The organism is Halopseudomonas sp. (assembly GCF_036961105.1).
GTDB lineage: Bacteria > Pseudomonadota > Gammaproteobacteria > Pseudomonadales > Pseudomonadaceae > Halopseudomonas.
Genome location: NZ_JBALWW010000003.1, coordinates 59,953 through 73,485 on the forward strand (window position 1 = coordinate 59,953; position 13,533 = coordinate 73,485).

16 protein-coding genes are annotated in these 13,533 nt (G+C 61.8%); 9 read left to right on the forward strand and 7 right to left on the reverse strand.

Annotated features, from left to right (window positions below; translation table 11 throughout):
- Positions 1–32 precede the first annotated feature (32 nt).
- A complete protein-coding gene (locus V7756_RS04925) occupies positions 33–527 on the forward strand; it encodes a hypothetical protein (RefSeq protein ID WP_335609045.1) in 495 nt (164 codons plus the stop codon).
- A complete protein-coding gene (locus V7756_RS04930) occupies positions 517–1,062 on the forward strand; it encodes a lysis system i-spanin subunit Rz (RefSeq protein ID WP_335609046.1) in 546 nt (181 codons plus the stop codon). Before V7756_RS04925 ends, V7756_RS04930 begins: the two co-directional genes overlap by 11 nt.
- Before the next feature lie 255 nt (positions 1,063–1,317).
- Here the strand turns inward: V7756_RS04930 and V7756_RS04935 are convergent, their stop codons facing one another.
- Complete coding sequence (locus tag V7756_RS04935; RefSeq protein ID WP_335609047.1) at positions 1,318–1,671, reverse strand: DUF2493 domain-containing protein; 354 nt, start codon at positions 1,669–1,671, stop codon at positions 1,318–1,320.
- A 194-nt stretch (positions 1,672–1,865) separates the two neighbouring features.
- On the opposite strand from V7756_RS04935, the gene dinB reads away from it, so the two are divergent.
- Complete coding sequence (dinB, locus tag V7756_RS04940; protein ID WP_335609048.1) at positions 1,866–2,921, forward strand: DNA polymerase IV; 1,056 nt, start codon at positions 1,866–1,868, stop codon at positions 2,919–2,921.
- Here dinB and V7756_RS04945 read toward each other — a convergent pair.
- Entirely contained in the window at positions 2,918–3,361 is a 444-nt protein-coding gene (locus tag V7756_RS04945; RefSeq protein WP_335609049.1) for a hypothetical protein, read from the reverse strand. The genes dinB and V7756_RS04945 overlap by 4 nt on opposite strands.
- A 315-nt stretch (positions 3,362–3,676) precedes the next feature.
- Here V7756_RS04945 and V7756_RS04950 point away from each other — a divergent pair, with 315 nt between their 5' ends.
- On the forward strand, positions 3,677–4,459 hold the full coding sequence (locus V7756_RS04950; RefSeq protein WP_335609050.1) for an SDR family oxidoreductase: 783 nt from the start codon (positions 3,677–3,679) through the stop codon (positions 4,457–4,459).
- Positions 4,460–4,489: 30 nt separating this feature from the next.
- Here the strand turns inward: V7756_RS04950 and V7756_RS04955 are convergent, their stop codons facing one another.
- Positions 4,490–4,930 carry a DUF2489 domain-containing protein gene (locus V7756_RS04955; RefSeq protein WP_335609051.1) on the reverse strand — a complete coding sequence of 147 codons (441 nt, stop codon included), beginning with the start codon at positions 4,928–4,930 and terminating at the stop codon, positions 4,490–4,492.
- Between the two features lie 3 nt (positions 4,931–4,933).
- Complete coding sequence (locus V7756_RS04960; RefSeq protein WP_335609052.1) at positions 4,934–5,404, reverse strand: LEA type 2 family protein; 471 nt, start codon at positions 5,402–5,404, stop codon at positions 4,934–4,936.
- Between the two features lie 102 nt (positions 5,405–5,506).
- Between V7756_RS04960 and V7756_RS04965 the strand changes: the two genes are divergently transcribed.
- Positions 5,507–6,064 (forward strand): hypothetical protein, encoded by a 558-nt coding sequence (locus tag V7756_RS04965; RefSeq protein ID WP_335609053.1) that lies wholly within the window; start codon positions 5,507–5,509, stop codon positions 6,062–6,064.
- Positions 6,065–6,076: 12 nt separating this feature from the next.
- Here V7756_RS04965 and V7756_RS04970 read toward each other — a convergent pair whose 3' ends face one another.
- On the reverse strand, positions 6,077–6,559 hold the full coding sequence (locus V7756_RS04970; RefSeq protein WP_335609308.1) for a YchJ family protein: 483 nt from the start codon (positions 6,557–6,559) through the stop codon (positions 6,077–6,079).
- Positions 6,560–6,573: 14 nt separating this feature from the next.
- Positions 6,574–7,086: a DUF6231 family protein gene (locus V7756_RS04975; protein ID WP_335609054.1), complete on the reverse strand. Its 513-nt coding sequence runs from the start codon at positions 7,084–7,086 to the stop codon at positions 6,574–6,576.
- Positions 7,087–7,234: 148 nt separating this feature from the next.
- Between V7756_RS04975 and dinG the strand changes: the two genes are divergently transcribed.
- The 4 genes from dinG (at position 7,235) to V7756_RS04995 (ending at position 12,289) form a co-directional block, all read left to right on the forward strand.
- Complete coding sequence (dinG, locus tag V7756_RS04980; protein WP_335609055.1) at positions 7,235–9,370, forward strand: ATP-dependent DNA helicase DinG; 2,136 nt, start codon at positions 7,235–7,237, stop codon at positions 9,368–9,370.
- 113 nt (positions 9,371–9,483) lie between these two features.
- Complete coding sequence (locus tag V7756_RS04985) at positions 9,484–10,656, forward strand: serine hydrolase domain-containing protein (protein WP_335609056.1); 1,173 nt, start codon at positions 9,484–9,486, stop codon at positions 10,654–10,656.
- Between the two features lie 88 nt (positions 10,657–10,744).
- Positions 10,745–11,386 carry a pyridoxamine 5'-phosphate oxidase gene (pdxH, locus tag V7756_RS04990; protein WP_335609057.1) on the forward strand — a complete coding sequence of 214 codons (642 nt, stop codon included), beginning with the start codon at positions 10,745–10,747 and terminating at the stop codon, positions 11,384–11,386.
- 75 nt (positions 11,387–11,461) lie between these two features.
- Entirely contained in the window at positions 11,462–12,289 is an 828-nt protein-coding gene (locus V7756_RS04995) for an SDR family oxidoreductase (RefSeq protein WP_335609058.1), read from the forward strand.
- Here V7756_RS04995 and V7756_RS05000 read toward each other — a convergent pair.
- Positions 12,264–13,508, reverse strand: coding sequence for a TIGR03862 family flavoprotein (locus tag V7756_RS05000; RefSeq protein WP_335609059.1), 1,245 nt, complete (start codon positions 13,506–13,508; stop codon positions 12,264–12,266). The genes V7756_RS04995 and V7756_RS05000 overlap by 26 nt on opposite strands.
- Positions 13,509–13,533 lie beyond the last annotated feature (25 nt).

Consider the following 13,533-nt stretch of genomic DNA (forward strand, 5'->3'; position numbering starts at 1 on the left):
CTGCTGGCGGTTTTTTTGTGCCTGGAGAAACCATGAATTTATCGACGGTACGCGCCGTGGCCATCGCCCCGGCGTTTGCGTTGTTGCCTGCGCGCATGAAAAGCCTTGAGGCAGAGCTGATGCTGCTGGCCATCGGGCTGCAAGAATCCCGCTTCATTTATCGCCGGCAGATTCGCGGCCCCGCGCGCGGCTTCTGGCAGTTTGAGCAGGGCTCTCAAGCGAGTCGGGGCGGCGTGTGGGGCGTATTCCTTCATCACGCCAGCCGCGACCACCTGCGGCGACTGTGCGACGCGCGCGGGGTAGCGTTCAATCCCGCCGATATCTACGCCCGGCTAGAGCATGACGACGTACTTGCCGCCGGCGTGGCCCGGCTAATGCTCTGGACCGATCCCCGCCCGTTGCCCGCGCTCGGTGAGGTGCAGGAGGCGTGGGATTGTTACAACGGCATCTGGCGTCCGGGCAAGCCCCATCCGGAGACGTGGCCGGAGCTGTACGCGCAAGCGCTGGAGGTGATGCGTGCTGACTAAATACAAATGGCTGCTGCAGATCGGCGCAGCGCTGGCTTTGATCGCAGCGCTGGTGGGTGGCGGCTTTGCTGCCGGCTGGCAATGGCAAGCAGCAAACGGGGCGGCGGCACTGGCGGAAGCGGAAAGCTTGCACGCGGCCACGCTGGGCGAAATCAGCCGCGCTGCTGCCGGCCAGCTGCAACGCCAACAACAACGGGCCAATGAGCTGCAGCAGCAGCTCGGCGAGCTGGACAACAAACACTACGCGGAGATGACCGATGTTCAACAAGACAATGCCCAGCTTGCTGCTGACCTCGCTACTGCTGAGCAGCGGCTGTCAGTCCGTCTCGCCAGCCCTGCAGCCGGTACCGGTAGAGTGCCCACCGGTAACGCCGCCACCGGCTTGGATGATGGAGCCGGAGCCCGAGCAGACATACACCCAGCAACTGCGGCAGGCCTTGTCAGAGTGACGGCCAGGGCGGATGAGTGCCGTGCGCGGCTAACCGGGCTGCAGGGCTGGGCGGATGCTGTTTCAGCAAGCCAGTGGCCGCGCTAGGCTAGCAAGGGCAGGGCAATGTCCTGTATTAGAAGCCACAGCTGCAGCATGTTATTGAGCAGTTCCAGTAGTTCGTTTGCGTGTTTCAACCGCGTCATTGGGTTGTTCCTCTTCAGTATATGTCTTCGCATCTGGGCAAGCCTGATGCTCTCCGCAAGCGCTGGCATGCTTAGGCATATACTGGGGCGGTCGAAATGGGTGCTATCGGGGCGCTTTCCGATTTAGTCTGTTTGCTGGTTCTGATCGCGGATGGCGCTAGCCAAATGGCATGTAGATAGGCACACCCGCCGCGCGGGCGGCGGCAATCAGCGCGATGCACTCGCCGTGGCCTGGGAAGGCCACCAGCCCATCAGGAAGGTCTTTCAGCATCTGTCTTGCTCGCATCTGCTCCGGGTAGCGAGTGTTCTTTGTGCCGCCTAGCTGGTACCCGGTCAGTGTCTGACCGCAGTTAATAGCCCATTCCCTGGCCCACCGGTCCGCGCCCGTTGGGCCGTCCCCCTGAATAATTTCCCTGATCGATCTATGCGTGTGGATATGATCCAGCACGCGGTAGACCGCCCGCCTGTCATTGAAATTCCTTCCCCCGCAAACGATGATTCGCACGGCCATAGGGTCACCTGTAACTGGTTATGCATACAGTGTATTTGTGGCAAGTTAAAATTGAAAGTGCGTGTCCGTACGTGTTCGTTCAATATAGATGCGGTGGTATAACCAGCCATTTCCAGCGGCGGGAAAAGCGGGTATTAGAGCGGGTATCATTGGGCTGAAAATTTTAATTAACCAAATTAAATCAAATAGATAACGTGCAAAGAAAGATCGTCCATGTCGATTGCGATTGCTTCTACGCCGCCATAGAGATGCGCGATGACCCGCGCCTGCGTGGTCGCCCGCTGGCCGTGGGCGGTGACCCGGGCAAGCGCGGGGTCATATCCACCTGCAATTACGAAGCCCGCGCCTACGGCGTGCATTCGGCCATGGCGTCGGCTTACGCCAAGCGCCTCTGCCCGGATCTGTTGATAGTGCCGGGGCGCATGTCAGTCTACCGTGAGGTGTCCGCTGCGATTCAGGCGATCTTTGCCGATTACACCGAACTGATTCAGCCGCTATCGCTGGACGAAGCCTATCTGGACGTGACTGACAGCCAGGCCTGCCGCGGCAGCGCCACCCTGATCGCCAAGGAAATCCGCCAGCGGGTGCAGGCCTCACAGGGCATTACCGTTTCCGCCGGCGTGGCGCCCAACAAGTTTCTCGCCAAGATCGCCAGCGACTGGAACAAGCCGGATGGGCTAAAGGTGATACTGCCCCATGAGGTGGAAGCTTTTGTGCATGATTTGCCGGTAACCAAGCTGCACGGCGTGGGCAAGGTGACGGCGGAGCGGCTCAAGCGCGTGGGTGTGGATGTGTGCAGTGAGCTGCTGCCCTGGCGCAAGCAGGATCTGGCGCGTGAATTCGGCAGTTTTGGCGAGCGCTTGTGGCAACTGGCGCGCGGTATCGATGACCGACCGGTGGTAGTAGAAAGCCGGCGCCAGTCGGTCAGTGTGGAAAATACCTACGAGCACGATTTACCCGACCTTGCTGCTTGCCTGGCTGCCTTGCCGCCATTGCTCGACAAACTGGCCGAACGACTCGGGCGGCTGGATAGCGTCTACCGGGTTAGCAAGCCCTTTATCAAGCTCAAGTTCCACGACTTCACGCAGACCACCCTGGAGCAGGCGGGCGCCCCGGTTACGCCCGAAGGCTACGCGGAACTTTGCACCCAGGCCTACGCACGTGGCGGCCGTGCGGTACGACTGATAGGTGTGGGCGTGCGGCTAGACAACGCGCACTCGCCCATGGGTGAGCAGTTGGCGCTGTTTTAGCTGTTGCTCTGCTGGCGGGCACAGGCAGGGCACAGATGGTTGTCGCCGTGCGGTTGCCAGCCCAGCTCGGCAATGCGCGCCACGGCTTTCAGCGTGCGTGCCGGCAGGTCGTCCCGTTCGGCGGCGAGAAACTCGAAGGCCTGCTCGCGTGCGCACTGATCACAGGTAATCGACCAGCCCAGCACCGCTTGACCACGCAGGTCAGGGCCTTTGGCAGTGGCGGTCCACTGGCCGGGCGGATTGATCAGATAGCGAACCTTCTCCACATTCAGGCGTAGCGGTAAATCACGACTACCCTTAACAGTGCAGATCAGCAGATCGCCGGGTTGTACGCCACCGCCTTGCCCTGTCACCTGATAGAGCCCGGCGCCCAGAGTGCGGCACTCGACCAGGGTGTGTGAGGGGTTGAAGGCGGTACGTCTGAAGTCGTGTTCGGCCATGGCTGGGGTCCGCGTTGCTAAAGCCGCGCATGATAACACCAGTGTGGGGCGGCATATCACCCGGATCACTGATGGTCGGCCTGCGGCGCTCGGGTGTCTTATGATGCCTAGGAGCCTTTCGCACTTAACGCTGTCCTACTGCGGAAAAGCCGTATTGGGTCATTTTCTGCGCTCTTTTTCGTTGAATAGACTGACTATTCGCCTCAAAAGACCACAAAAACTGCCTCCAATCGGACTTCCCCTCGCTACGGACGGTTAAGTCCGACAGGCTCCCAGGTTGAACTGTCATCCATTGAGACACAAAGAGGATATTCCATGAGCGTCAAGCAACTGTTCGACATGACCGGCAAGGTCGCCCTGATCACTGGCGGCACCAAGGGCCTGGGCCTGCAGATGGCTGAAGCTTTCGGCGAGCAGGGTGCCAAGGTATTCATCAGTGCGCGTAATGCCGCAGAGATCGACGCTGTGGTCGCCGAGCTGAAGTCACAGGGTATCGAGGCTGCCGGTGTGGCCTGTGATCTGGGCAAGCTGGATACCAACCCGGTCAAGACGCTGGTGGACGCTGCCGAGGCGGCTTTCGGTACCGTCGACGTACTGGTTAACAACGCCGGTACCACTTGGGGTCAGCCCGCTGAAGAGCACAGCTATGAAGGCTGGCAGAAAGTGATGACCCTAAACGTGGATGTCTGCTTTCTGGTGGCACAGGAAGTGGCGCGCCGCTTCATGATTCCGCGCCAGTCCGGCAAGATCATCAATATTGCCTCCATTGCCGGCTTCAAGGGCAACCGCGCCAACTCCGGCATTCACACCGTGGCCTACAACACCTCCAAGGCAGCTGCCATCAACTTGACGCGCGCGCTGGCTGGCGAGTGGGGCCCGTACAACATCAACGTCAATGCCATCTGCCCGGGTTACTTCCCGACCAAAATGGCCAAGGGCTTGGAGAAAGTCACCGAGCTGATCAAGCAGGGCACGCCGCTGGGTCGTATTGGTGGTGAAGAAGATATCAAGGGAGCGGCTGTCTTCCTGGCTAGCGAGGCCTCACGCCACGTCAGCGGCCAGGCACTGGCAGTGGATGGCGGCAACTCCGTCGTCTGAAGCAAGTGGGGCAGCGCGAGGCTGCCCACACTAGTACAGGCCGTTGGCCAACTGGCTGGCGGTCTGCTGGACCTGGGTCTGGTGATCCCGTTCCACTGTTTCCATCAGGCGTTGATGCAGCTTGCGTTCGGCGGCGCTCAGCTGTTTCCAGCCGGCGTGGGTGGGAATGTGCGCGGTCTGATCATACAGTTCGGTGAATATGCTCAGCTCGAGATCGTCGCGGCGCGGGCCGCTGTAGTTGTCTAGTAGTACCTTGATGCGAATCGAGCCCTCGATCAACGGCACCTGGCCGTTCACCAGGCTTTGCGCAAGAAACTGGATATCGGCCGCCAGGCGGGCGTTGCGCTCTTCCTGCTGGGCCTGCTGTTCAGCACGGATGCGCCAAACGCGGCGCCAGAGATAACAGGCGTAGCCCGACAGGGCGACGATGACGAGCAGGCCGGCAAGCAGCAGCCAGTGATGGGTTTGCATAGGTCAGAAACTCAGTTGCGAAGGGTCCAGAGTCCCCTTTTCTTTCAGATGAATATTGGGCGCCAAAAACAGCCCGGTGCTGATATGGCCCTCGATACGGTAGTCGACTGCCTGCTGTTTCTCCACCAGCTTGACCAGATCGGCCAGATGCCGCCACAGGTTGGAGCGCACTTCCAGCTCGAAGGTTTCCGAACCGTAGGCCGGCACATCAAAACGATTGTTGCTGACGCCGGTGGCCAGGCGTGTGTCGTTCAGATACACCTGATATTGCATGCCGCGAATCGGCAACGGTTTGCTGTTGGGGTTGTCGACCCGAAGCTGCAGGCGGAAGGACTGCTCCCACAGATTCGACTTGAGCATTTCGACATTGGCCAGACGCACATCCGGCTTGTTGTATGACGGCATCAACATGGCGCAGCCCTGCAGAAAAAGGCAGGGCAACAGCACCAGCATCCCCAGCACGCGCGACTTCATTGTCTCCCCTCCGCGATCGATACAGGCTGACTTATAAGTGGAGTTGTCGATCAGCCTGGCTCGGACCATACTAACCTTAATTGACGTACAGGGAGTGACAAGATGGCCCGTTTCGAGATTGTTTTTCTAGGTCAGGTGCAACCGGGTGTGCCCGAGCAAGAGGCCCGCGCGCGCATCGGCCAGCTGTTTCAGGTGGCGGGCGAGCAGCTGGAGACGCTGTTTTCCGGCCGTCGCATCGTGATCAAGCAGGGGCTCGACGAGGCTGCTGCGGCCAAGTATCGCGCGGCCATCGAACGTGCCGGCGCGCTCTGCAGCGTGGAATTGATGGAGCCGGTAGAGCCCGCTGCGCCTGCGGCAGCCGAATCTGAGCCCGCGCCCGAACAGCGCCAGCCAGTGGCAGTACCCGCGGCCAACACCCATTCCGGCAAGGTGATACCGCGCGATGAATACATGGCGGCCTTTGCCGATGTAGACGCGCCGGACTTCGAGATTGCGCCCCTGGGCGCCGACATGCAGGACGACTACCAGCAGCAGCCACCCTTGCCGATTGATCTCAGTGCCCTGAGTCTGGCGCCGGTGGGCAGCGACATGGGCGAGCTCAAGCGCGACCTGCCGGAGGTGGTGCCCGATACCGATCACCTCAAGTTGCAGGACGACTGACGGCTCGGCTGTTTAGAGTGCGCAGCACTGCTTGAACTTGCGTCCAGACCCACAGGGGCAGGGCTCATTGCGCCCGGCCTTGATCGGGTGGTTGGGGTCGATGAAAAACCAGCGCGCGCCGACTTGTTTGAAATCCGAGCACTCCCGGTGGCTGTGCCGGCTGCCATCGGGGTCGGCCCAGTGCGCTTCGAACGTCACCTGAGCGCGATTACCACCAGCGCCATCCTTTACCTGCTCAACCCGCAAGCCCAGCCATCGGCTCTGCTCGCTCCACAGGCGCATGGGTTCGACGTCCAACAGCTCTTGCTGGGCGGGCAGGGTGGTACTCACCAGATAATCAATCAGGCCCAGGGTATAAGCGCAGTAGCGCGAGCGCATCAGTTGTTCTGCGCCTGGAGCTGGCGCACCGGCGTGCAGCGGCTGACAGCAGTCGCCATAGGTCAGGCTGCTGTCGCAGGGGCAAAGGTCGCTGCGCTGGATATTGTTGACCGGCATCTCGGGCGCCACGCTTACCACCAGTATTTGTCGAAGTTTTCGGGGTTGGCCCAGTACTTGGCATTCAGCCAGTCAGGCACCTGCTTGTAGTCAGCCAGGTCGTAGGTATAGAGCGCCAGGGTGCGTTTGTGATTGGCGCCGACGTCTTCATCGCCGCTCTGGGTAAAGCTGGCATGTCGCTGCAAGGCCAGGGCGAAAAAGTCGTTTTCCTGCCAGGTTGGCGTTTGCTTCAGATCCACCAGCACCGCCAGACGGCTCGCCGAAAGGTTACGCAGGCCCGCCAGCAGTTCCACGCCCAGACGCTGGGGCAGGTGCTCCAGCTGATCGGCGATGATCGCCAGGTCGTAGCGCTGATTGGCCACCGCCTCGGGCAATGGCACCTGATCGCTCAAGGTAAGACGCGTTGCGCCATGCGCCGCACAAAAGGCTTCGACGGCGGGTATCCGCGATTGGCTGACGCACAGCAGGCGTGCTGGCTGGTAATGCTCCAGAATGCTCAGCAGGGTTGCGTTGGGCGTGGCCGTCATGGGGCTCCTTGATCACACAGGTAATTGGGCAAACAGCGCGGACTATGGTTGGCAGGAGGCTAGAGCCAGTTGCCGACCGATGCAAGCCCGTTGGCAGTCGGTTGCCGGGCGGTTCAATGTTATCATCGCCGGCTAGCCCGGAGCCCGCATGCTGAACGATGAACTCAAAGGCCAGATTCAAACGGCCTACCGCACCTTTCTCGAAAACAAATCCCTCAAGCCGCGCTACGGCCAGCGGGTGATGATTGCCGAGGTGGCAAAGCTGTTTGGCGGCGTCAAGCTGGACGACGACGGCCATCGCGATGGCGACCCGGCGGTCGCGGTCATCGAGGCCGGCACCGGTACCGGCAAGACGGTGGCCTACTGTCTGGCGGCCATTCCGATTGCCAAGCATCTGGGCAAGCCGTTGGTGATCTCCACTGCCACTGTTGCGCTGCAGGAGCAGATCGTGCTCAAGGATCTGCCCGATATTCAGCGCAACGCCGGGCTGCAATTCGGCTTCTCGCTCGCCAAGGGGCGCGGACGCTATGTGTGCCTGTCCAAGCTCGACAACCTGCTGCGTGAAAACCAGTCGATGGCCGATCAGCAGCAGATCTTTGCCGACGACGGCTTCAAGCTGGATGTAGACGAAGCGGGACTCAAACTTTACACCCGCATGGTGGAAGCCCTTGGCGGCAACAAATGGGATGGCGAGCGCGATTCCTGGCCCGAGGCGCTGGAGGATCAGGACTGGTCGCGCCTGACCACCGATCATATCCAGTGCAGCAACCGCCGCTGCGGGCACTTTCAGCAGTGCGTGTTCTACAAGGCGCGCGAAGGCGTGCAGAAAGTCGATGTGATTGTCACCAACCATGATCTGGTGCTGGCCGATCTGGCGCTGGGCGGCGGTGCCATTCTGCCCGACCCGCGCGATTGTCTGTACATCTTCGACGAAGCCCACCACCTGCCCGACAAGGCCATTTCGCACTTTGCCCACAACACGCGTCTGCACGCGACCGCCGACTGGCTGGAGCAGCTGGACAAGAACCTGAGCAAGCTGCTGGCGCAGCATCCCTTGCCTGGCGAGCTGGGTCGCGTACTGGAAAAGGTGCCGCTGGAAGCACGCGAACTGAAGCCGCACCAGCAGTTCATGCAGCAGGCGATGGGCGAGGTGGCCGACTTCTCCAGCGCCGAAGACCTGCGCGGCAATGTGCGCCCGCAGCACCGCTTCGAGCACGGTGTGGTGCCTGAAGAGCTGGTGGATATGGGCCTGGAGCTCAAGGCTGGTTTTGGCCGCATCACCGACCTGCTGCAGCGTATGGTGGATATGCTCAAGGAAGCGATGGATGGCGAGGCGACCATAGGCGTTTCGGAATCCCAGGCGGAGGAGTGGTACCCCCTGTTTGGTGCCCTGCTGGCGCGCGCTGAGGCCAACTGGACGCTCTGGACCCAGTTCTGCCTGCAGGACCCGGAGGGCCGGCCGCCGACCGCGCGCTGGCTGACCCTGACCGATACCAACGACATCGAAGTGCACGTGAGCCCGATTCTGGCCGCCGATACCCTGCGCCAGTATCTCTGGCATAGCGCCTTTGCCGCGCTGGCCACCTCGGCCACGCTGACCGCGCTGGGCAAGTTCGATCGTTTCAGCCACCGTGCCGGCCTGCCGAAAAGCGCTGTTTGCACCCTGGCGCCAAGCCCATTCAAACACGGCGAAGCAGGGCTGCTGCACGTGCCCAACCACGGCGCCGATCCGCGTGACAGCGCCGGCCACACGGCGGCCATTACCGAACACCTGCCCGCGATTCTGGCCGAGGAGCGCGGCAGCCTGGTGCTCTATTCTTCGCGCAAGCAAATGCTGGAGGTTTACGCTGGCTTGCCGGCAGCCTTTCGCACGCGGGTGCTGGTGCAGGGCGATCTGTCCAAACAGGAACTGATTCGCCAGCATCGCAGCGCGGTGGACGACGGCAAACAGAGCGTGATCTTTGGCCTGGCCAGCTTCGCCGAAGGTGTGGATCTGCCCGGCAAGTATTGTGAGCACGTGGTGATCGCCAAGATCCCCTTTGCCGTGCCGGATGATCCGGTCGAAGCAGCGCTGGCCGAGTGGATCGAAAAGAACGGCGGCAACCCCTTTATGGAAATTGCCGTACCGGACGCCAGCCTGCGGCTGATCCAGGCCTGCGGACGCTTGCTGCGCACCGAGCAGGATACCGGCACCATCACGGTGCTGGACCGCCGGCTGGTCACCCAGCGCTACGGCAAGGCGATCCTCAAGGCGCTGCCGCCATTTCGACAGCAGATCGACTAGTGTCATCAGTCTGCTCGATACTGCGCTGACGCAGCGCCTTATGGTCGCTGCTTTCGATGGCGCGACAGGATTCAATGGCAACACAACAAGACACTGACCCAAGGACAACTTCCATGAGCAATGTGCAGGGCTACTTTGATCCACGCTTCGAGCGGGTACGCGAGCTCTTTGCCGAGCAGCAACAGGATGAGCAGGCCCGTGGCGCCGCGCTCTGCGTGACCGTGGGTGGCGACACCGTACTGGATCTCTGGCAGGGCGTGATGGACAAGGAAAATCAGCAGGTCTGGGAGCAGGATACCCTGGTCAATGTGTTCTCCTGCACCAAGCCGCTGGGCGCAGTGGCGTTGTTGCAGCAGGTTGCTGCCGGGCGTATCGAGCTGGATGCGCCTATCGCCGAGGTATGGCCGGAGTTCGCCCAGGCCGGCAAGCAGAACATCAGCCTGCGCCAGTTGCTCAGCCATCAATCCGGCGTATCTGCCGTATCCAAATCTCTGCCTCCGGAGGCGCTGTTCGACTGGGCTGCCATGAGCAACGCCCTGGCCGAACAGGCGCCCTGGTGGCCGCCGGGCACTGCCCATGGCTATGCGCCGGTGACTTACGCCTGGCTGCTGGGAGAACCCCTGGCGCGGCTCAGCGGAGAGCGCCCAGGCCGCTATGTTCAGCAGCAGATCTGCGCGCCTCTGGGCATGGACTTTTATGTGGGCGTGCCGGATCAGGATCTTGAGCGTGTGGCGCATGTCTCGCGCCTGCGCAATCAATACGGTGACGAAGGCGCCCGCGCCCTGTTTGCTGCCATGGGCGAACCGGAAGCACTCACCGCCAAGGCCTTTGGCAACCCGGCCAGCATGATGACCAGCACCAATAAACGCGAATGGCAGCAGGTGGAAATCCTCTCGGCCAACGGCACCGGCAACGCCCGTTCGCTGGCGCGCTTCTGGCAATTGCTGGCACACGGCGGTGAGCTGGATGGGGTGAGATTGCTCGATGACGAATTGGTGACCCTGATGCAGCAGGAGCACAGCCAGGGTCAGGATCGCACCTTGCTGTGTCCCACGCGTTTTGGTCTCGGCGTGATGCTGGAGCAAGGCACTCCGGGTGGTGGTTTCGGTATGGGGCCGCACGCCTTTGGTCATCCGGGTGCGGGTGGCTCGCTGGGCTTCTGTGATCCGGAGGCGCGCGTCGGCTTTGGTTACGTTACCAACACCATGGGTCCCTATGTGCTGATGGACCCACGCGCGCTGGCCTTGAGCAACGCGGTCTATGAGTGCCTGCGCGAGCTGGACTGAACACTGCTGCAGGTCAAGGTGTCTGTAACAGGGAATGCTAGGCTTGGCCTATAGATGACTGGCTTGAAGGTTTGAAGGAGCGACGCTGATGAAACCCACCATTGCCGACCTGCGGCGTGACTATACCCGCGACGGGCTGACCGAAGCCCAGGCGCCGGACGAGCCGCATCTGCTTTTCGCCACCTGGTTTGCCCAGGCAGTGGAAATTGAAACCACCGAAGCCAATGCCATGATGCTGGCCACGGTGGATGAGCAGGGCCAGCCGCACTTGCGCACTCTGTTGCTCAAGGGCTTTGATGAGCGCGGCTTTGTGTTCTTTACCAATTTCCAGAGCGCCAAGGGTGAACAGCTTGCAGCTCAGCCGCTGGCGGCCATGACCTTCTGGTGGCACGACCTGGAACGTCAGGTGCGTATTGAAGGGCAGGTGGAACGGGTCAGCGACGAGGAGTCCGACGTTTACTTCCATAGCCGGCCCGCAGGCAGCCGGCTGGGCGCCTGGGCGTCACCGCAAAGCCAGGTGATCGCCGGTCGCGAGGTGCTGGACCAGCGCCTGGCTGCGCTGCAGGTGCAATATGCCGAGGAGCAACCGCCGCGCCCGCCGCACTGGGGTGGCTATCGGCTGATTCCCAATCTGATCGAGTTCTGGCAGGGCCGCTCCAGTCGCATGCACGATCGTCTGCGCTATCGCCTGCAGGACGGTCAATGGGTGCGCGAACGTCTGGCGCCCTGAGCCCTCAGCTTAATGGGCTTGCCGCCGTGCACCGCTGGCTTTAGGCTGAAGCAAAGCGGTTAACAAGGAGGCGCTATGGGCCGGCGAGTCTTTCAGCAGAAAGTGGTGGTGATTACCGGAGGCTGTGCCGGCATTGGGCGGGCACTGGCACTGCGCTTTGCCCAGGCGGGCGCGCATATCGCCATACTGGATATTCAGGACGAGTCTCTGGTTGCCTTTCGCCAGCAGCTGCAGGACAAGCTCAATGCCGACGTCATGGCGATCCATTGCGATGTGTCCGACGATCAACAGTGCGCCGAGGCCATCAGCCAGGTGGTCGAGCGCTTTGGCGGCATTGATCTGCTGATCAACAACGCCGGCATCACCCACCGCAGCACCTTCGCCGAAACTGATGCTGGAGTGTTCCAGCGCATCATGGCGGTCAACTACTTCGGTGCGCTCAACTGTACGCGTCACGCCTTGCCCAGCCTGCTGGCGCGGGGCGGCCAGGTAATAGTGCTCAGCTCGCTATCCGGCTTTGCGCCGCTGCTCTATCGCAGTGCCTATAACGCCAGCAAACATGCGTTGCACGGGCTGTTCGAGACCCTGCGCATGGAGGTGCGTGAGCAGGGCGTCAACGTCATGCTGGTGACCCCCGGCTTTACCGCCACCGACATTCGCAAGAATGCTCTGGTGGGTGATGGCTCGATCAACCAAGGCACGGTCAATCTGCCGTTCAAGGTCTCTTCGCCAGCGGATGTAGCGGACGCCATCTACCAGGGTGCGTGCAAGCGCAAGCGTCTGTTGGTGCTGTCGAACGTGGATTGGCAGGCGCGGCTGGTGGCGCGGCTGTTTCCACGCCTGTTCGAGCGCTGGATGGTGCCCCGGCTGTCTGGCGTCAAGCCGACGCGAGCCAGCGAATAACCCCTTCGCCGGCGCGTTTGCCACTGGCAAAGCAAGCAGTGAGCAGATAGCCACCGGTGGGGGCTTCCCAGTCGAGCATTTCACCGGCGCAAAAAACACCGGGCAACGGCTTGAGCATCAGGTCTGCAGTCAGAGCTTGCTGCTGCACGCCGCCGGCGCTGCTGATCGCCTGATCCAGCGGGCGGGTGGCGTGGAAGCTCAGCGGCAGTTGCTTGATCGCGCTGGCCAGTTGCTCGGCGCTACCCAGTTGGCCTTTATCGAAGCATTCGTGCAACAACGCCACCTTGAGCGCATCCAGTCCGGCTTTCTTGCGCAGCAAGGTCGCCAGCGACTGGCCCTTGCGACTGTCTTTCAGGGCGGCGACTAGCTGGGCTTCGCTGCGGTCGGGGGCCAGATCGAGCATCAGCCGGGCTTCGCCTGTTTGACTGAGTTGCTCACGCAGCGGGGCAGACAAAGCGTAAATCAGGCTGCCTTCCAGTCCATCGTGGGTAAGAACGCATTCGCCACGGCGGCTGATCAGTGGGCCGTCGCTGTCCGATACGCTTGCGATCACGGGTTTCAATGGCTGGCCGGCAAAGCGCTCGCTGAGAAAGGCACTCCAGTCGCAGATGAAGCCGCAGTTGCTTGGCTGCAGGTCGCGCACCGCAGCGCCCTGCGCGCGCAGCGGTTCGACCCAACTGCCATCGGACCCCAGGCGCTGCCAACTGCCGCCGCCCAGGGCCAGCACGCAGGCCTTGGGGCTTAGCTGGAATTCACCTTGAGTGCCTTTCAGGCGCAGTGCGCCCTCTGCCGTCCAGCCCAGCCAGCGGTGCCGTGTATGCAGCTGCACACCGGCCTCACGCAGGCGCTTGAGCCAGGCGCGCAGCAAGGGCGCTGCCTTCATGTCGGTGGGGAAGACGCGGCCGGAGCTGCCGACGAAGGTGTCTATCCCCAGCCCGTGAATCCACGCCTGCAACTGGTCCGCATCCAGTTCATCAAGCCAGTCGCCGACCCAGGGAGTTGCCTCGCGATAGCGCGCGAGAAAATCAGGCTTGGCCTCGGAGTGGGTGATGTTCATGCCGCCGACGCCGGCCAGCAGAAACTTGCGCCCAACCGAGGGCATGGCGTCAAACAGGTCTACCCGGTAACCCGCATTGGCAAGGGTTTCTGCGGCCATCAGACCGGCAGGGCCGCCACCTATCACGGCAATGCTGTCGGTGTACGGCTGTTGCTTGGTCATCACGTTGCCCCTGGTCTGCAAGCCG